Origin of the sequence: Pseudoalteromonas sp. 5Ae-yellow (assembly GCF_014077565.1) — a bacterium.
GTDB lineage: Bacteria > Pseudomonadota > Gammaproteobacteria > Enterobacterales > Alteromonadaceae > Pseudoalteromonas.
The window spans coordinates 38,542-57,632 of record NZ_JACGWD010000012.1; the positions used below are offsets into that span (position 1 = coordinate 38,542).

12 protein-coding genes and 1 pseudogene are annotated in these 19,091 nt (G+C 41.2%); 6 read left to right on the plus strand and 7 right to left on the minus strand.

The features are described from left to right. Positions 1 to 47: 47 nt before the first annotated feature. The 3 genes from H4J63_RS05410 to H4J63_RS05420 all read right to left on the minus strand — a co-directional run bounded on the left by H4J63_RS05410 (position 48) and on the right by H4J63_RS05420 (position 2,868). Positions 48 to 548, minus strand: a complete 501-nt coding sequence (locus tag H4J63_RS05410; protein ID WP_182195061.1) for an RDD family protein — start codon at positions 546 to 548, stop codon at positions 48 to 50. 170 nt (positions 549 to 718) lie between these two features. After that, the gene (locus H4J63_RS05415) at positions 719 to 1,483 is read right to left on the minus strand and encodes a DUF6515 family protein (protein WP_182195063.1); all 765 of its coding nucleotides are present in this window, start codon (positions 1,481 to 1,483) and stop codon (positions 719 to 721) included. A 245-nt stretch (positions 1,484 to 1,728) separates the two neighbouring features. Then, the gene (locus H4J63_RS05420; RefSeq protein WP_182195066.1) at positions 1,729 to 2,868 is read right to left on the minus strand and encodes an alkene reductase; all 1,140 of its coding nucleotides are present in this window, start codon (positions 2,866 to 2,868) and stop codon (positions 1,729 to 1,731) included. An 80-nt stretch (positions 2,869 to 2,948) separates the two neighbouring features. On the opposite strand from H4J63_RS05420, the gene H4J63_RS05425 reads away from it, so the two are divergent. Then, the gene (locus tag H4J63_RS05425) at positions 2,949 to 3,866 is read left to right on the plus strand and encodes a LysR family transcriptional regulator (RefSeq protein WP_198925109.1); all 918 of its coding nucleotides are present in this window, start codon (positions 2,949 to 2,951) and stop codon (positions 3,864 to 3,866) included. Here H4J63_RS05425 and H4J63_RS05430 read toward each other — a convergent pair. From H4J63_RS05430 to H4J63_RS05445, 4 genes are all read right to left on the minus strand, one after another. Beyond that, a complete protein-coding gene (locus H4J63_RS05430; protein WP_182195070.1) occupies positions 3,861 to 4,928 on the minus strand; it encodes a cytochrome-c peroxidase in 1,068 nt (355 codons plus the stop codon). The two genes, H4J63_RS05425 and H4J63_RS05430, sit on opposite strands and share 6 nt — an antisense overlap. Then, the gene (locus tag H4J63_RS05435) at positions 4,921 to 7,599 is read right to left on the minus strand and encodes a TonB-dependent receptor plug domain-containing protein (protein WP_182195073.1); all 2,679 of its coding nucleotides are present in this window, start codon (positions 7,597 to 7,599) and stop codon (positions 4,921 to 4,923) included. Before H4J63_RS05435 ends, H4J63_RS05430 begins: the two co-directional genes overlap by 8 nt. 16 nt (positions 7,600 to 7,615) lie before the next feature. Continuing rightward, positions 7,616 to 10,360 carry a cadherin-like domain-containing protein gene (locus H4J63_RS05440; RefSeq protein WP_182195075.1) on the minus strand — a complete coding sequence of 915 codons (2,745 nt, stop codon included), beginning with the start codon at positions 10,358 to 10,360 and terminating at the stop codon, positions 7,616 to 7,618. A gap of 198 nt (positions 10,361 to 10,558) precedes the next feature. Then, the gene (locus H4J63_RS05445) at positions 10,559 to 11,251 is read right to left on the minus strand and encodes a hypothetical protein (protein WP_259365578.1); all 693 of its coding nucleotides are present in this window, start codon (positions 11,249 to 11,251) and stop codon (positions 10,559 to 10,561) included. A gap of 152 nt (positions 11,252 to 11,403) precedes the next feature. Here H4J63_RS05445 and H4J63_RS05450 point away from each other — a divergent pair, with 152 nt between their 5' ends. The 5 genes and pseudogenes from H4J63_RS05450 (at position 11,404) to H4J63_RS05470 (ending at position 19,068) form a co-directional block, all read left to right on the plus strand. Beyond that, complete coding sequence (locus H4J63_RS05450) at positions 11,404 to 12,765, plus strand: TolC family protein (protein WP_182195080.1); 1,362 nt, start codon at positions 11,404 to 11,406, stop codon at positions 12,763 to 12,765. Next, positions 12,762 to 13,904: an efflux RND transporter periplasmic adaptor subunit gene (locus tag H4J63_RS05455; RefSeq protein WP_182195083.1), complete on the plus strand. Its 1,143-nt coding sequence runs from the start codon at positions 12,762 to 12,764 to the stop codon at positions 13,902 to 13,904. Before H4J63_RS05450 ends, H4J63_RS05455 begins: the two co-directional genes overlap by 4 nt. A 2-nt stretch (positions 13,905 to 13,906) precedes the next feature. Further along, positions 13,907 to 17,096 (plus strand): annotated as a pseudogene (locus H4J63_RS05460) (efflux RND transporter permease subunit). Then, the gene (locus H4J63_RS05465) at positions 17,096 to 17,779 is read left to right on the plus strand and encodes a response regulator transcription factor (RefSeq protein ID WP_182195086.1); all 684 of its coding nucleotides are present in this window, start codon (positions 17,096 to 17,098) and stop codon (positions 17,777 to 17,779) included. The pseudogene H4J63_RS05460 and the gene H4J63_RS05465 overlap by 1 nt, the downstream one beginning before the upstream one ends. Beyond that, positions 17,776 to 19,068 (plus strand): HAMP domain-containing sensor histidine kinase, encoded by a 1,293-nt coding sequence (locus tag H4J63_RS05470; RefSeq protein WP_182195089.1) that lies wholly within the window; start codon positions 17,776 to 17,778, stop codon positions 19,066 to 19,068. Before H4J63_RS05465 ends, H4J63_RS05470 begins: the two co-directional genes overlap by 4 nt. Positions 19,069 to 19,091: the final 23 nt, after the last annotated feature.

A 19,091-nucleotide genomic window follows, 5' to 3' on the forward strand; every position in this document is an offset into this window, starting at 1 on the left:
GTAGTCACCCTTTTTGCTTTTTAATTACCAGTTTTGGAAAGCTGGTATTAATCAAGCTCACTATAAATACGTCTGTTTTCTTCTTTAGTAAGTGCAATAACTTCTGTTTTAGAGATGTAATCTTGCAGTGCTTTTTTGTTTTTAAAATCGACTAACACCACCAAATTACCTAGACCGAGTAAAGCGCTAACGCTGCGGATAATTGATTGCGGCCAGCTAATTAAATTACCTTCAAGAGTTTGTACTTTTAAACGCCATGCACGCATGCCAATGGTTTGCCCGCTTTTAGTCCAAAAGTAGCCAAAAAATACTAAGCTAACAATAATTAAAAGAGCGGTACGAATACCCGAAAGAAGATTTGAATTTTGAATAAATGCAGATACATCCTCTGCGCCATTTAAACTAATTACATCGAGAGAAATAAACCCCTGTACTGCAAATAAATACAGCACTACAGTTAACATCGCAAACGCAATAATGGCTAACGTATCGTAGACCAACGACGCAAAACGGCGCCAAAAACCAGCACGTGGAAACTCACCCGACATAAATACACTCTCACTATTAATATGCGAGCTAGTTTAACAAAAAAGCTTACAAATACTAAGACATGTTAATGTTTAGAGAGAATTGATTTTATTGCTGTAAATTACTACCTACGGAGGGGAATGAAAAAGACCCTACTATTTACAGTAAGGCCTTTTAATTTATAGCGAGTTTAACCTAGCTTAATGGCAAGGTATTTTATGTCGTCACCACTTATTTGCGGTAAAAAATAAATATCGCCGTATTTAAAATACTGCTGTGAGTTAATGATTACGGCCTGTGCAGCCTGAGGCAGTGAGTCGTAAGTTTGGCCCAAGCTATAGTCATTCACATTACCCACTTTTACTGCCTGATTAAGGCGAGTTGATGGCTCATCAACAACCGTATAACCATCATTATCCGCAATGTAGTACACATTTTGATAAGTGTAGTAAGTCGTATTATGGTGTTTAAAATGCCTGTAATTTCTTGGTAGCGTATTTATACGCAGGCCTCTAGGTGGTTTAACAACATGATAGCCTCTTTTAGCTTTACGGTAATAAAGGCCGTCGTTAAACGTAAACGAAATACCATTAAATCTGATTGATGCGCTATTGCGTGGTAAATGGTTTATAAATCGATTTTGTCTGTAAGCGACTGAATTGTGATGGCTTGTTAAGTAGTTATATTTTCGCTGGTTGTAGCGGTGTAGTTCACGCTTTTCCTGTTTGTACTTAGCAAGTTTACGTTTGTCTTGCTTACGGTCTTCTCGTTTTTCTTTTTTATGTTCAATACGCTGCTTTTTTTCATGGCGGCGTTCATCGCGTTTATATTCAACACGTTTTTCGTGGTCACGTTTAAAGCTTTTATCATTCTCTCGCTCGTTTTGTGCTCCAAGCGCAGAGCCTGATACTGTGCCAATGGCGAGCAGGGCAGGTAGTAAAAAAGTAAGTTTCATAGTATTGCCTCGTTTATGTTTTTACATAACTGGGTTCAATACTAGCGGCTCAAACTGAATGTTAACTGACATACAACAGCAAACGGAGTTATGCTTACAGCTTTTTACATTTTACTGACGGTTCTTGACATAATCTCTAGTTTTTGACGATTTTAGGAACGTTTTAATATATCAAAATGATTAGTCGTGTCACAAAAAATGGATATGAAATTAGTAATTAAGCCTTCCTTGGCTTTGCAGGTTAATTACTTTTGATAAAAAGGATAATCGCTATAACCTACTTCGGTGCCGCCATACATAGTGGCTGCATCGGCCTCGTTAAACGTCCAATTATTTGCTATACGCTCTGGTAAATCAGGGTTAGCTATAAATGGGCGACCAAATGCAAATAAATCACCGTAACCTTCACCTAAAATACGTACCGCTTTTTCTACTGTGTATTTACCTGCATAAATAATGCGACCTGAAAATTCAGCTCGTACTGCTTTATAAAACTCTAGTGGTAAATCGGGAGCGTTATCCCAATCAGCTTCAGCAATCGATAAGTAAGCAATACCCGCTTGCTCAAGTAATTTAACGGCTTGGATATAAGTGTGATGAGGGTTTGATTCAACAAGCCCTAAATACACTCGTGTTTCATCTGTGCTTTCAAATAAAGGAGCAAAGCGAACACCTAAACGGTTTGCGCCTACAACGTCACTTACCGCTTCAACTATTTCTTTTAAAAATCGCAGGCGATTACTAAGCGTTCCACCGTATTGATCGTCACGGTTATTAGTATGCTCAGAAATAAACTGATTAACTAAATACCCGTTAGCACAATGAAGCTCCACACCATCAAAGCCAGCTTCTAGAGCATTGCGTGCAGCTTGCGCATACATGTTTACTAGCTCGCCAACCTCAGTAGTACTTAATGCTCGGGGCTCACTTGGGTCAGCCAATACGCCTTCACCAGGTGCGGTTTCAATAAATACTTTTACGTTTTCAGCAATAATATCTGAAGGGCCAACCGGTTTACCTGAATTTGGTTGTAGCGTGGTGTGCGATACGCGCCCTACATGCCAAAGCTGAGCAAAAATAACACCGCCTTTAGCGTGTACTGCTTGTGTTACTTTTTTCCAGCCTTCAATTTGTGCTTGCGAGTGAATACCTGGGGTCCAAGCGTAACCTTGCCCACGAGGCTCTATTTGTGTGCCTTCGGTAACCATAAAACCAGCCGATGCACGCTGCGAGTAATACTCAGCCATTAATTCATTAGGAATATTGCCAGGCTGAGTACTGCGAGAGCGAGTAAGAGGTGGCATCACAATACGGTTTTTAAGTGTAAAAGGGCCAAGCTCAATTGATGAGAATAAAGGAGCGGTATTAACTAATTCTGATTTCATTTTAAATTCTCTTATAAAGCAAACAAAGGCTTAAATAGTGGTTAAGTAACATTGGCAGCATAGAGATTTAAGGATACAATTTGAAACAACACTTTTTTGTACAGCATACAATTATGAATGGTATTAGTCGGCTCGATATAAAGCAGTTAAGAGTACTCAGTAGCTTATTAGAACTGCAAAATCTTTCGCAAGTAGCCAAAAAAATGGGGTTAACGCAACAAGCCATTAGTGAGCAACTACGAAAACTACGAGACTTATTTGACGATCGCTTGTTTATTCGCCAAGGCAATAACATGGTTGCTACTCCTAAAGCGCAAGGGCTCAAGGCACCTATTAATAATATTTTAAAGCAATTAGAGTCGTTACTAGAGCCCGAGCAGTTTAGCCCGCAAACTTATAAAGGTGTGTTTACCATAAGCGCAACCGACTACGCCACGCAGGCCTTATTGCCGCAATTATTTAATATTACTCGCCGCGAAGCCCCCGGTTTAAAGCTGATAGTGCGCGACTTTGCATCCGATAACGTTAATCAACTTATAATAGCAGGCGAGCTTGATTTGCTGATTAGCTTTCCGGAATTTATACCCGACAATCTTTCTTATATTACTTTGTTTGAAGAGCAGCATTTGTGTATTTCTGGTGTTGGTAACAGCACTTATACGGAGCCTTTGAGCTTGGCGCAATTTGCAAAGCATCCTCAGCTAGTTGTATCGCCATCGCGCGCTAATTTACGCGGATCGCACGATCAGTGGTTTGAAAGCCAAGGGCTAAAACGTAATATTGTTATGTCGGTACCAAGTTTTTCTGCGGTGCCCGACATTTTACATACAACCGATATGCTCGCGTTTTACCCATCAAGATTATTACCAAACAGCAAAGTTAAACAGCTAAAAATAGAAGCTCTGCCCCCTACATTTAAAGTAATAGCCGCATGGCACCCGCGTACTAATAACAGCCCTATTCATAAATGGTTGATAGAGCAATTACAAAACTTATAAAATCCGTAAAAATGCAACAAGATCTAAACGCTCTTGCTTGGTGAGTTTTAATGGTTTTAACAGTTTCGTCGTTTTAGGAAAGTGTGGATCGTTTAATTGGCTTTTCCTAGGCTTAGGTCTTGCTCCACCATGGTTGTACATGTTTACTATGCCTAGTAGGTCATCAAAAAGCCCATTGTGCATCCAAGGAAATGTTTCAGTTAAACCAAGTAGAGAAGGGGTTCTAAATAACCCTATATTACTTGGATTATTTGTAAAATTAAACCGCCCTTTATCTTCAAAACTACGGCCGTAATAATGAAGGCCAGTGCCATGAAATTGGTTGTCACTTAATAGTGCGTCATTGTGGCAAGTCATACATTTTGCTTTGGTTCTAAATAAATGTAATCCGTTTAATTCATTATCGGATAAACGTCTAAGCGCTTTTTTTGGATTACTCTGAACCTCATTAATAAATGATTTAAAGCGAGTATTAGGTGCAATGAGTGTTCGCTCAAAAGCTACGAGGGCTTCTGCCATTTGTGCCATAGAGAGCGTATTTGAATTAAAAGCACTTTTATTAAATGCCGTATAGCTTTTATCTTTATTGACCCGCATTAAAGCTTTTTGTGGATCTAAGTCCATTTCAATTGGGTTGCTAATGGGCATAAGTGCTTGTTGCTCAGCTGTTTTAGCGCGACCATCCCAAAAAAAACTTTGCCACTGATCTATACCAAAAATTGCAGGGGTATTGCGTGTGCCTATTTTCCCATCAATACCCACTGCGGTTGTGCGGCCATCATGAAAGCCTTTGTCGCGCTCATGGCAGGTTGCGCAGCTAACGGTATTATTACGCGAGAGCTGCACATCATGAAAGAGCTTGTCACCTAAAGCAACATGCTCAGGTTTTGGCGAGGCTACAGGCAAAAGCGACATGGGCTCAACGCTTCTGCCATCACTGGTTTGAATAGCAGGCCAGTGTGCTTGGCCTTTGCTATACAGTGAGCGTAAATCGTGGCTACTTGTTGGTGTGGCGTTTAAGCTAAATGAGCACAGAAAAAAAATGCTTAATAACCTAATCATAGTTATAGCTAACTCCTAGCCAGAACATACGCCCAGGCTCAATACCAGATGCGCCTTCGTTTACTGTGTAAGTACGTGCATTCAACAAGTTAGAAATATCTGCTCTTATTTCAACTGACTGGGTTTTTGTTAGGTTGTGGCTATAGCGCAGGCTAAGGCCTAACATGGTTCTGGCACGAATTTCTTGTTCTTCGTATACATCAACAAGTGTTGATTCTGCAGGACAATTTGCACAGCTCTGTTCAAGGCCTATGCTTTCGCTTGCGCCGGTACTCACTGCGCTGGTGTAGCTATCACTGAAGGTTACGTTAAGCCCTGTGCTTAATGAATTGCTCCAATCAACATTCCAACCTAGCGCACCGGTAATCGGAGTGCCAAAGTTTGTACGAATTTGATCAAGTTGTCCAAGCGTTACAAGCTCGCCGCTGCCACTTGCATTTACGTAGTAAACGAGTTCGTCAAGGGGGGTATTTTCAGCAGTGGCATTGTAGTCGTCGTTAGAGACTTTGTTTTCAGCGTATGAGGCGTTAGCCCATAATGAATGGCTACCAAACTGCGCGCTCCACGAAATAGAATAGCGCTCTGAGCTACCATCACCTTCGTTGGTCATACGAATATATTTATAGCCATCGCTACCTGCTTCTTCATCGGTAACCTGAGAAAATTGCTGATGCTTTTTACGTTTGACATATTTAAGCGATACATTACCTGCTTTTTCAAATGAATGTGCAATACCTAATGCGAGTTCGTCATCGTACGGGGTGTTTACATCATCAAAGCGGTACTTAAACGCGCCAGTATAGTTAGAAGGTAGCCACCCTTGCAGGTAACCGTTTTCAATTGGGCGGTATTCTCGATATGAAAAACGCTGCTGTTCTTTGACTTTATAACCAATAATGGCAGAGTCGTAATAGCGGTTAACGCCTGCACTAATAATAGTGCGGTTGTCGTTAAATACGTCGTAACCCAGCGATATACGTGGCGCGATATTATGATTTGCTAAAAAGTCATCATATTCGTAGCGCATACCTAAGTTTAGGTTTAGCTGCCCTAATGTGATGCTATCGGTTACATAAAACGAGGCACGATTAAGTGTTACGTTAATGTATTCGGCAGGGGTGACTAAACGGCCATTAAAATACTGCGCTGTAGCGGTTACATTATTTGTATAGGCAGTAATGTGCGATTGATTATTAAAATCAATTTCGCCACCAAGTTGTGCTGCTAACTCATCAATAGAAATAGTGGTTTGAAGTGCTTGGCAATCAAGTGTGTAACCGCTGCAATTAAGTGGCGTACTCGCGCTAGACCATATAATAGGGGAGTCGTAGCTGTAGCTATTTTGTATGCGTTCGCGTTCTACTTCTTGGCGAATAAGTTCAATACCGGCTTTAATGCGGTGCTCAGTGCCTGCAAACTCCAGCGTTTTAAAATCAAGGGTGTTTTTCCAGCTGGTGGTGTATTGGGTATTATCTAGGGCGCCATATCCCCCTTGGCGAGAGTAACGAGTTTGCGCATCGCCTTGGTCGGCGTATTGCCCCCAATCTTTCCCTTTGGCTTGTAGCCAGCTATAAAAGTGAGCTGGGCCTTCTCGGCTGCTGTCACTCATACTAAAATTAAGATTACTGTGCCACGATGCAAAGTCAAAATGCTCGGTTAATGCCGCAACGGCGCCAATAGCACCGCCTTCTAAATGAAAGTCACTGTCTTTGGCATCCGTTATAAAGTTATCAACTTCGTAGGGGGAGTACATTAGTGTTAAATCTAGTGCATCTACCCAGCCATTTCGGTAGCCATACTTCACAATCGCATTTATGTTTGTTCTGCTTTGGGTTTTTACTTCCCCTAGCGATAAATCGCTGATGTCGCTGGTTAAGTAATTAACGCTCATCATTAATCCATGGCGCTCATTAATTTGTTTATTAGCACGCAGGTTATAGCTAATTTTTTCGTATTTAGGCTCTTCAAGAGTACTTTGGTCAACATTTTGCTGTGAACTGTCTTGATCAGCCTCAATAAAATGATAACTCCCCCAGCTACTTTGATTCCCCCGCACGCCAAAACTAAAGCTGTTGTTTGCAAATACGCTTTTGGTTTTACTATCAACAATACCACCCGAAAAACCACCAAATTCAGCCGGTATGTTATGGTCGTAAACTGTGATTGATTCAACTATATCGGAGTTCACGTTCATACTTTGTACGCCACCCGACACATCGTCTGATGAAGAGCTTAATCGGCTGCTGCTTGCTGGGTCTATACGGTTATTGTAATTTAACCCATCTAACGAAAACCCTGTTTGCCAAGGCTGCGCCCCTGAGATTGATATTTCTGGCGCGCTGATCTCAGCTAAGCTACCAATAGAGTACGCTTCGTTACTTAGCTGCACGCCAGGGAGCAATGCAATTAGCTCATTTATATCGCCATTGCCTTTAGGTGTGGCGTTTATAAAATCACGGTTTAAATAAGAACGCCCAATAACTTCGGGTACTTCTATGCCTATGTACTGGCCTTTTACTTCAATATGCTCAAGTGCTTCACAGCGCTCTTTTTGCTCATCTTTAAGTTCGTTACATGGCTGTGGCTTTGGTTCGGTCTGCTGTTGCTGCTCTGCGGCGTATACACCCTGAGAAAGCAAAAGCAGACACGCGAGGGTAGTCGGTGTCTGCATTTATTACGGCTCTTATTTAAATACCTAGTGGGGTAGTGTCTTCGCTATCAATGACGCCATCGTTATCGGCATCTTGGTCGGCAATTAATCCTGCTAAGGCTATGTCTTCATCGCTGGTGTTAGGTAAAAAGAAGTTAGGTAAGCCGTCGTGGTCGGTATCTACGCTTGCTATCGCTATGCCTCTAAAGTCATCGCGAGAGGCGACTAAGTTGGTCATGCCTATGTAAAGCTCAAGCTGATCGGCTTCGCCATTAACCCCGTTACTAATTAAGCTTTGTGCTTTGCTAATATCGTTAATTAACGTAAAACTGTTAACTAAGTCTGCCATGTTGTCGGCAATAATTGTATCGGCAAAGCCCAAAATAAGAGGCTCAAGCGTATTTAAAAGCGTGCTAGCTTGTGTTTTTGCATTACTATAATTTGCTGAAAAGTCGCTAATGTTCGCTGCGTTTGAACCCATACTTGAAAGCATAGAATAACGTAAAAATTCACCTGTTTGAGCTTCTTCTAAACCAATTACTTCGGCTTTAACAGCGGCTAAAATAGTTTCTAGCTGATCGCTTGTTAACTCATTTAACGCAGGTGTTATTTCTGTAATTGCATCATTTAAAGTGGTGCTTGCAAGCGATGTTTGGTTTGCATTAACTAAGTAACCTAAGGTTTCTAGGCGGGCTTCAAATCTGTCTTCGGTATCTTCATCTAGTGCAATATAGCTAAGTAGTTGATTGTGTACACCGGCCACTTGCTCCGCTAAGCCGCCTTCAATTAGCGATACTATTACTTGATTATGCGCCGTAATTGATGAGCTATTACTTAGCGTGCGTATGTCGCCATCATCAAGCGTATTAAGTATGGTTAAACATTTATTAGCCGCACTTGCTGTATCACCACCAACTCGCGCTGTTAAGCTTACTAATGACTTACAGCCTTTGAAACCCGTTAAAAACGTGGTTGATGACTCTTTGCTAATGTATTCATCAGAGGCTAAAAAATCGCCCGCATAGGTAAATACTTGCTGTGCTAAGTCGTTTCTGCCGGCCTCACTTAAAATTAGGCCTGTGCCTGGGACGTTATCAAGTTCGGTAAGTGCTCTAAAAAATTCGTTGTAATCGCCATTTTCAGTAAAAAAGTTGCGAGCTTGTGCTGCGGCACTTGTTATATCTTCACCGGCAAGTAGGCGGTTAGCTATATTAAAGCCATATACTTGCTCTTGCGCGTTGTTTATATCGGTTTCGCTGTCTGACAGCGTTATTGCTGGGTTTTCGTCGCTTTGGTATAAGCCTTCAATTAAGCCCGCTAAAAATTGAATAGGGTAAGTGTAGTTATCTAATGTAGCGGCGCTGTATGGCGACGCTGAGTAGGCGTAGTTACTATCAAAACCGGTAGAGTCATACATAGCAAGGACTTGGTTAGTGTAATCTTTTGCTGTTTCAAATTCGCCAGCTCTATAAAGGTATTGCGCAGCCCAAGCCCCGTGCAACGTTTTGTATTGCTCGCATGGTTGGCCTTCGTATTCGCCGCTACGTACAAGTCTGTAACCCGTTTTTACCGCAAGTTGCGCGTAGTTATTGGCAAGTAATTTGGCTTGAGTTAAATCGCTTTCATCTAGGCTTTGTGCATAGCTTTGTAGGGCATCATCTATTGATAAGCGTACGCTATTTAAAAAGTAGCCATAGCTTGATGTGTATTCGTCTTCGCGTACTTGCTCAGCGTATAACGAAATTGTATTCAACAAATTACTTGCTTGCGAGACTTGATCGGCGTCTAGGTAGCTTTTTACTAAAGAGTAAAGTGCTGATGCGTCTGATGAGGCAATGTTATCGAAACCTTTATCAGCTAAGTATTGGTTGTAGGCCGCTACCGCTTGAACGCGATAATCGTTTGCTTGCTCTGTTTGGCCTATTTCATCAAGTGCTTGCGCCACATCTTTTAGTGCCGAAGAACGCGCCGTTTGCTCGTTTATAAGTGCTAAATAGTCGTTAGCAGTATCTAAAAATCCTGCACGCGCATAGGCCGCAGCTTGGGTTGCGTATATATCGTAACGAGACAGTTCGTCAGTAATATTTGCGCTTAGTTCATCTGCTTGTTTTAGATGAGATAGTCTAGAACTGTAGTAATAATTAAGTTTGTCTTCGTTAGTTACATAAGAAGGGCTTAACGAAATAATTGCAGTTAATGGCTCGCTAATTAGGCCATCTGTGTAACTAATTTCAAATTGCTCATCAATGCTGCTTAGAGTTTGTGCCTCATAGGTAAATTCACCCGTGGTGCTATTTATGCTCATTACACCATTACTAGGTGGTGTAATTAAGCTAATAGTTACGGTGTCACCATCTAAATCTTGCGTAGTAATAATCCCTTGTGTGGTGGTTGAAGAGGTAACAAACACATTAGTGGTTAGTAACTGTGGTGCATCATTAACATTTTCTACGCTAAAACGTACTACAACATTTGCTGTTAAGTTGCCATCGCTTGCGCTAATTGTCGCGGTATCTTCGCCATAATAATTACTAAAAGGCGTATACGTAAATTGACCATTTGCTTCTACTGCTATAGTGCCGTTACTTGGTGCATTAGCAAGTGTGTAGCTAAGGGTATCGTCGTCGGTGGCTGTTACTTGAGCAGTAAATGGAGTGTCTTCATTTACAGTAAAGCTTAAATTAGGTTGTGCAAACTGCGGGGCTGTGTTGCCAGAGCCACCACCACAGCCAGCTAAAGCAAGGGCGCATAATATTGGGGTAAACTTAATTAGCTTGTTCATTATTGTTAATATAAAAAGTTAATGATGTTGCGAATGATAACTGATATCAATTAGATTTAAAAGTTTAATCTGTATTTGTATTATAAATATTGAGTATTCAATTGAGGTTGAAAATGTCCCTAAAAAGCAAAACCCTGCGCTTAACAGGGTTTATATTGCAAATAAGAGAGTGTTACTAAATGGAGGGGTAGCAATTAATTATTTAAGATCGTTAATAATAAGAAGGGGGAAGTTTTTAGCTGAGCGAGGTTGCCAATTATTATAGCTAATATTGCTAATTCCAAAATAGTTAAGCACTTTAGGTGAATAAGTCCAGCCACGGGCACGTTGCTTTATAGCTGCGCTGCGTAAATTGGGTTTTAACCCTACAGTGAATAAATCATGATTTACGTTTAATTTTTTGTATAGGGCTTTTTCGCGCAGGCTTGCTTTATTAATTATCTCATCGTAATGAGCACGTAATTCTTCCCACTTTTGGCTTTTTTGCGGCTCTTCTAAATGCTTTACCATGGCATCAATATCACTGTCTAACCATTTTGCTGAGGCTGCATCGCCATGCCAACCGATAATTGCATTAGGTTCTATTGTAGTAGGGTGCCCAGCAAGCAACACATAATTAGCACACGATGAAAAACAAAACTGCTTTATATTTACGGTTAATTTATGCGCCAAAATTAGCTCGGCTAAATCCATTCCTAAAGCTATGTTTCCGCCGCCGCTGGTAATAGTAAAGGTATTAATTGTGGGATTGTTTTTTAACAGCTCAGCTGCTGTATTGTTATTTTGTTTGTTGATTTGACCACTATAAATAAGCGTTTTATCGCTTAAAGTGACTTGAGCCTGCAATAACGTAGGGAGTATTAAAAAAAGGGTAAAAATTAATTTATGCATGTGGGTTTTGAATGAGTATTTTTGCCAAAGGCTACGTAATTTGGCTAAGCGAGGCAAATACTAATTTGTCTAAAGTAAGTTAACTCCTTTAACCCACTCTTAACCCTTGCCCTAATAAGCTATGTGTAATAGTACGAATTAGGCATAGTTAAATGGTTTATTTTAAAAAGCACTCAACCAGTTTGTTATTTGCACTTAGTTGTACGCTTGCTGCATGTAGTAGTCAGCCAAGCTATCAAGGTAATAGTACTGAGCAGTCGCTAAAACAACATACAAACTGGCAGTACACGCAAAATAACGCACAGCAAGTAAATTACATTACCGATTTGGTGGATATTGAAGGGCTTGATTCGCTTATTGAGCAAGCTGTTACTAATAACCCATCGTTTAATCAAGTGCATGTTGCATTAAAATTAGCTTATGCGCAGCGTGATGTAACTGCTGCAAGTCAGTGGTTTAGTGTAGATGCAGGATTTGACGCGCAGCGCAGTGAAACCGAAGGCACGCAATATAGCTCATCAGTAGGTATAAGCTGGGAAGCCGATATATGGCAAAAAATTGCTGACAACGTAGCCGCGCAAGATATGACTATTGCCAGTAACCAAGCTACTTATCAAGGCGCTAAAGACACATTAGTAGCGAGTGTTATTCGTACTTATTTAAATATTATTTTGCAGCAAAATTTGCTCGATATAGAGAAGCAACGTTTAGTTGTTTTACAAAATAATGAGCAAAGTATTGTAGAGCGCTACCAATATGGGTTAGGTGATTTAGAAGCGCTTGATACCGCCCGTACTAGCACGGCATCTACTCGCGCAACCATTGCCGATTACAAAGAACAAATAGCAAAAGCAAAGCGTGCTTTAATGCTAATTGTAGGCACTGATAAACTTCAAAACCTGCCAAGTACATTAACTCTACCAAGCGTTATTGAGCCATTAAGTACCTTACCAGAGCAAGATTTAGCGCGCCGACCTGACTTACAAAGTGCCTATTACAACATTCAGGCAAAGCATTACTTGGTTGATGTATCGTACAAAGAGCTACTACCGAGTATTTCGCTTTCGGCATCACTGAGTGATTTAGCAAGCACGCCAAGCCAAGCATTATTAACTAGCCCAGTGTGGAGTTTATTAGGCAGTTTAAGTGCCCCTTTATTTGAAGGTGGAGCACTGCGTGCGCAAGTTGATATTGCAAAATTAAATGCCGAGCAAGCGTTTTGGCAGTACCAAGATACGCTGCTAAGTGCGGTAAACGAAGTTGAAAATGCACTCGGGCAGGAGCAATCATTAACCGAGCAGCAACTGCAAATTAGCAATGCACTTGCTAGCGCTAAACGCAGCTTTAGTAACTATCAAAGTAAGTATCAACAAGGTTTGGTTGATATTTTAGATTTGCTAACAGTGCAACAAAAAGTATACGACCTGCAAGCCCAGCTTAGCCAAATAAACTACACCCTTTTAACTAACCGCATAGATTTAGGCCTCGCTTTGGGCCTTGGAGTATCGTCATGAAAATTTCGCCAACACCGGTTGTTGTAACGCTTGTTGCTATTGTTTGTATAGGGCTTGCTATTATGTATAACGGTCAAAAAATGGTTGAAAAAGCAAATAGTCCACAACCAGCCGCTATTAAAGCTATTGCCCCAAATGTATCGGTAATTAATGCAGCTCCGAGCACTTATCAGGCTTATGTTAGCGGCCACGGTGAAGCTAAAGCGCATTGGTCATTTAGCTTAAAAGCACAAGTTAAAGGCGAAGTAACCAGTATGAGCGAGCAATTTTCGACCGGTAACTTAATAACTAAAGGGCAGGTGTTTGCACAAATTGATGACACCGAATACTTACAAGCTCTAGCTAGCGCAAAAGCAACATTGGCTGATGCAAAACTAGCACTGCAAGAAGAACAAGATTTAGGTAATCAAGCAAAACGTGAATGGGATCGCTCAGGCGTTACGCAAGCGCCAAGCTCGCCGCTTGTATTTAGAACGCTGCAGTTAGAAGCCGCGCAAGCTACGCTCGATAAAGCACAATATGCACTTAAAACCGCACAGCGTGATGTAAATAACACCCAGTTAAGTGCACCATTTGACGCTGTTATTTTATCGCGCGATATAGATTTAGGTACTTATGTGAGTATTGGCGATACGCTTGCCACGCTAAACAGCACTGACAAAGTAGAAATAACGGTACCGCTTTCATTAAGTCAGTGGCAAAACCTAGCAAATAATAAATCAGGCGAGGTTATTTTAACTGATGTAACCACTAATACTAAATGGAACGGCTACATTGAGCGTTTTGAACAACACCTAGACGAAAGCTCTCGCCAGCGCAGGGTAGTGGTTGCGCTAGATAAACCTTTTGAGCAAGCAACACCATTGTTACCAGGCACATTTTTAGCGGTAGAAATTGCCGGTAAGCAGTTAACTAACGTAATAAAACTGCCTGCTTCGGCGGTATCTCAAGATGGCTTAATTTGGTACGTAAATGATCAAAATAGCTTAGTAAGCACACACGCTAATAAAGTATTTGAGCGTGGGAATTACGTATATATTACGCCAGTAGATGGTGCTAAAAATCTAAAAGTGGTGGCGCGCCCACTTGTTAGTTACTTAAACGACATGAAAGTAAATCCAATAGTTGAGGAGATATAATAATGAGCCCTCATCAACCACCTCAAATACCCAGTAATAATAACCCGCTGCACGGTATTATTAATTGGTTTGCAAATAACTCTGTTGCCGCTAACTTATTGTTAGTTAGTGTGATTGTAATGGGTATTATGTCGCTTACGACTTTACGTAAAGAGGCTTTTCCGAGTTTAGAGCCAGATACTATTTCGGTATCGGTGGTTTTCGACAGTGGCGATGCATTGCAAGCCGAAGAAGGAATAGCGTTAAAAATAGAAGAAGCGCTCGAAACCGTATCGGGTATTAAACGTATTACCTCTACATCCGATGCTAGCGGCAGCCATGTAAGCATTGAAAAAAGTACTGATTACTCACTCGATGAGTTACTTGTTGACGTTAAAAACCAAGTTGACGCTATTAATAACTTTCCGGCAGATGCTGAGCAACCTGTTATTGATAAAGCCCGTAGGCAAGATCATGCATTAACGCTGCAACTTTTTGGGGATGCAGATCGCCATACATTACAAAACCTGGGTGAAAAACTTAAAGCCGATTTATTAGCGCAATCAGGCATTAGCGACGTAGAGCAATCGGGTGTGCTCGACCCGATGATGTCCATAGAAATCGACGAAGGTAAATTACAAGCGTATGGCTTAACTATTAGTGATGTAAGTGAGGTCATTAACAATGAGTCATCAAGCCCGCTTTCGACTAGTTTGCGCGATAGCAGTAAAATTATACGCTTAAAAGCCGCCGACCAAGCTTACTGGCAGCGCGACTTTGCCAATATTGTATTGTTAAGAACCGCATCAGGCACACAAATTAAGTTAGGCGATGTAGCAACCGTTACCGACTCATTTGCCGAAGATAGCAACTCATTAAGCCGTTATAACCAACAAAATGCCGTAGGCGTTGAAATTTTAATGGGCGATAACAGCGATATAACTACCATTGTTGAACAAGCTAATAGCGTAATAGATAAATGGCACGAAAGCGGTTTATTACCCCAAAATGTAGAGCTTGAAAGCTGGCACGACAAAAGCACCATGATCACCGAGCGTTTATCGCTACTTACTAAAAATGCGGTGACCGGTATTATTATGGTGTTTGTAATACTTGCCATATTTTTAAATGTACGTGTAGCACTGTGGGTGGCTGGTGGCTTGCCGTTTGTATTTTTTGGCACGCTTTATTTTATGACCGATGGCTACACCGCACTGACCATAAACGAAATGACCACCTTTGGCTTTATTATGGCGCTGGGCATAGTGGTAGACGATGCCGTTGTTGTAGGCGAGAGTATTTACACCACACGTAAAAAGCATGGCGATACATTAAATAATACAGTTTTAGGCACCATGAAGGTTGCTGTGCCAACAATATTTGGGGTGTTAACCACGGTGGCTGCGTTTGTGGCGCTTTCGAATGTGTCAGGTAACTTAGGTAAAATTTACTCTCAATTTGCCACTGTAGTGACTATTTGTTTACTGCTTTCAGTTGTTGAATCAAAAACTTATTTTACCCTCGCATTTAGCCCACATAAGTACTAAACGCCAAGTTAAAAAAGGCTTAGGAGGTCTGTGGTCAAAAATACAACATGGCGCCGATAGCGGCTTAAACTGGTTTAGTAAAAACATTTACTGCAAGGTTATTGAATTTTCACTGCGCTTTAGATACGCCGTAGTGGCTGCGTTTATCGCCTTTTTTATATTAGTTATTGGCATGCCGATGACAGGCACAGTTAAAGTTGGTTTTTTCCCAAGTATTGCAGGCGATACCGTAACAGCCGATTTGGTTATGCAAAACGACGCCGCTTATGGGCAAACAAATACAAATTTACTAACGCTTGAGCAAAGTGCATTACAAGCTGAGCAAAACTTAATGACTAAGTTGAGCTCTGACAAAAGCGAAATAACCAGCCTACAAGTCATTAGTAGCAGCGACACCAGCGGTGAAGTAAGCGTTGAGCTATTAAACGAAGGCGCTTTTACAGCAAGCGAATTTGCTCAAGAATGGCAGCGCGTAGCAGGTAGCCTTGAGGGCAGTAAAAAATTACAAATATTAGCCATGCGTAAAATGGTCGATAACTTTAAAGTTGAACTTAAAGCGTGGGACGACGAAACCGTAATGGCGGCGGGCGCACTATTTAAGGAGCGCTTACAAAATACCGCAGGCGTTAACGGAATAGACGACAACTTAAACCCAGGTCAGCCACAGCTTAAATTTACCCTAAATGCACAAGGGCGCGCGCTTGGCATGGATACAGCCAGTTTATCAAAGCAAGTACTGCAAGCCTTTGGTGGTGCAGTTGTACAGCGCTACCAACGTAATAAAGACGAAGTTAAAGTACGTGTACGCTACCCAGAAGATGCTCGTAAAACACCTGCCGATATAATGCAGTCGCGTATTCGCCTGCCTGATGGCACCGTTGTCCCTTTAGTTAACGTAGCCACAGTAAGCAGTGAATATCAGCAAGATGAAATAACCCGCATTGATGGACTTCGTGCAATTTATTTAAGCGCCCAAGTAGATAAAAACGTGATTGCTCCAAACGAGTTAGTTGCTAACTTAAAGCGCGACTTAATTCCAGAGTTAACACAGCAATTTCCTAACTTAAGTGTGTATTTTGCAGGAGAGGCAGAGCAACAAAGCGAAACCACCAGCTCAATGAGCACTATGTTTGTAGCGGCTTTATTAGTTATTTACGTGTTGCTGGCTATTCCGCTTAAATCGTACATTCAACCTATGTTGATTATGGTAGCAATTCCGTTTGGCATTGTGGGCGCTATTTTAGGACATTGGTGGAACGACTTAACCATTAGTATATTGTCGTTAAATGGTATTTTGGCGCTCAGTGGGGTAGTTGTAAACGACAGCTTATTACTTGTTTCACGCTTTAACGAACTAGTAAAAGAAGAGAGCATGAGCACGCACGATGCCATAGTTGAGTCGTGTACGAGCCGATTACGTGCGGTATTACTTACCTCAATTACGACGTACGCAGGCTTAGTGCCGCTACTTAGCGAAACCTCAATGCAGGCACAGTTTTTAATTCCTGCTGCGGCATCACTTGGCTACGGTATTTTGTTTGCCACGGTTATTACCTTAATACTTATACCTGCATTATTGATGATTCAAACCGATGCTAAACGCGGTATTGATGCTGTGCTAATATCGCTAGGTGCTAAAAATAAAACGCAGGAAGTAGCCTCTTAATGATAAACGTACTACTGGTTGAAGACGACATAGATTTGGCAACCACCATTGTTGATTATCTCGAAATTGAGTCAATAGAGTGTGACCATGCAAGCAATGGCGTAATGGGTTTAAATTTAATAGAACGTAATCAATATCAAATGATTATATTAGATGTAAACATGCCCAAAATGGACGGTTTAACCATGTGTAAATCATTGCGTGAGCAAGGCATTGATATACCAGTATTAATGCTGACAGCGCGCGATAGCCTCGACAATAAGCTTGAGGGGTTTGCAGCCGGTAGTGACGACTATTTAGTAAAACCATTTGCGATGAAAGAGCTAGTAGCGCGGGTTCAAGTATTAGCAAAGCGTAAAAGTGGAGAGGTTAAGCGACTTACATTTGCTAATTTAACACTTAATTTAACCGCGCATACAGCAACAGTGGAAGAGCACAGTTTAAAGTTATCACCCATCACTTTTAAGTTATTAGAAGTGCTTGTACGAGAGCAGCAAAAACCGGTAACCCGACAGGTAATTATGCAAGCAATTTGGGGAGACGATCAGCCAGGCAGCAATAGCTTAAAAGTGCATATTCATCATTTGCGTAAACAGCTAGAGCAGGCGCATTGCCAAGCCATACTAGAAACAATACCCAGTGTAGGGTTTGCGCTAAAATTAAAAAATGGGACACAAGCATGAAAATTAGACCCAGCCTGAGGTTGTATTTTTTTGCCACCATGGTGCTTTTAAGTTCATTAATGGCAATTGGTTTTTCGTTTTTAAGTGTTAATTATTTTATTGATGGCTTAGACCGAGGGTTAAACGGAGTTATGTTTGAGCTTTCGCAAACCACTGAAGTTGAAGACGGTCAGCCAAAAAATATTGTTGGATTTAATGTGGCAAGCCGTTGGGAAGACATGCCAGAAATAATACAGCAAAAATTTGAAGTTATGCCAAATGAAGCAGGCGTACTACAAAAAATGAAAGATGACACCTCATTGTTTGCTATGCCCGCAGACTTGTTTTTTGTTGTTTACTATCAAAACCCAAATGGTGAGGCGCGTTATATATCGCGCATTATGCTTGAAAAAGATCGCCCTAAAAGAATGGGAACTGTAAAACCAATACACCGTATGACATTGATAGCCATAACAGGTTTTGCAGCCATTGCTTTATTTACCTTCTTTTTGTTTATGGTAATGAAAAAAATAGCTAAGCCAGTAGAGTCACTACGCGGTTGGGCTAAGTCGTTAAATCAAAAAAATTTACAAAACACGCCGCCCGACTTTACCTATAACGAACTAAATACCTTGGCAACGCTAATACGCAGTAGCTTGCTTTCAGCTCACGACAGCCTTGAGCGAGAACAGCGCTTTTTAAGTTATGCGAGCCACGAGTTACGTACACCAATTTCGGTTATTCGCAGCAACGTTGAATTACTTAACCGCTTAAGCGAAAAAGCACCTTTAAGCGACAAACAGCAACTTACACTGCAGCGAATAGAGCGCGCCGGTTTAACCATGAGCGATTTAACCGAGACGTTATTGTGGCTTAGCAGAAATGACGACCAGCAAAGTGCACCAGAGCCTGTAAACCTAGCCGAAAAAATAACGACTTTGAGTAACGAACTCGATTATTTACTCAATTCAAAACAAGTTGATGTACTTATAAATACCGATAACCAAAGTACAACTATTAATACCGAAACCACCGCATGCCACATTGTGCTTACTAACTTAATACGTAATGCGTATCAGCATACGCAACAAGGGCAAGTGCGTATTACTCAACAAGGTAGCCGCGTAATTATAGTAAATAGCAGCGCACAAACAGATACGCCACACAGTGCTAATAACACAAACAAGCCCGCTAATATTGGCTACGGTTTAGGGTTGGAGTTAAGCGAAAAAATAATAAAACGACACGGTTGGGTATACGAAGTAAACGACATGCCTGGGCGTTATGAAGTGGTGGTCGATTTTAGTTAATAGACTTTTTTATACTTAGGTTG